The sequence below is a fragment of the Pseudomonas sp. GW822-FHT02G04 genome, assembly GCF_058802085.1.
Window position 1 is genome coordinate 1 of record NZ_JBXANU010000042.1, and the last position, 736, is coordinate 736.

At 63.3% G+C, this 736-nt stretch carries 1 protein-coding gene; it reads left to right on the top strand.

Annotated features, from left to right (window positions below):
* On the top strand, positions 1-736 hold a 736-nt coding region (locus AC1RO5_RS29780; protein WP_493179312.1), incomplete at both ends, for an Ig-like domain-containing protein.

The window sequence follows — 736 nt, forward strand, 5'->3', positions numbered from 1 at the left end:
TGCTGGCCAACGACACCGACGTCGACGACGGTCACCTGTTCACCCTGAACACTGCCAGTGCCCCGCTCGGCCAAGGCACGGCCAGCGTGGTCGCCAACCAATTGGTGTTCACCCCTGGCAGCGACTTCGACTACTTGGCGCAAGGTGCCGTCCAGCATGTGACACTCAGCTACACCATGCAGGACGAACACGGTGCACTCTCGAGTTCCACCGTGGACGTCACCATCAACGGCACTAACGATGCACCGGTAACCGACCTGAACGGCGGAGGCGCCGGCAACGACGCGACCGCAGCCTTCGCCGAACAGACCTCCGTGCTGATCGCCCCGTCGGCGACCATCACCGACGTCGACTCGGCCAACCTGACCTCGATGACGGCGACACTGACGGTGCGCCCTGACGGCAACGCCACCGAGTCGCTATCGCTTAACGCGAGCGCCACTGCGGCAGCGGCCGGCCTGACGGTCAGCTACACCTCCAGCACCGGCGTTCTGTCGATCAACGGTTCGGCCACCAAGGCCACCTACCAGACGATTCTGGACGGCATCCTCTACAACAACTCCAGCAATACGCCGACCACTTCTGATCGGACGGTGAACGTTCTGGTCAGCGACGGCATCGACAGCAGCATCTCGCACAGCGTCACCATCGGCATCACTGCGCTCAACGACGCGCCGGTGAACACGCTGCCGGCAAGCTACACGACGAATGAAGACGCCGCATTCAAGCTCAGCGG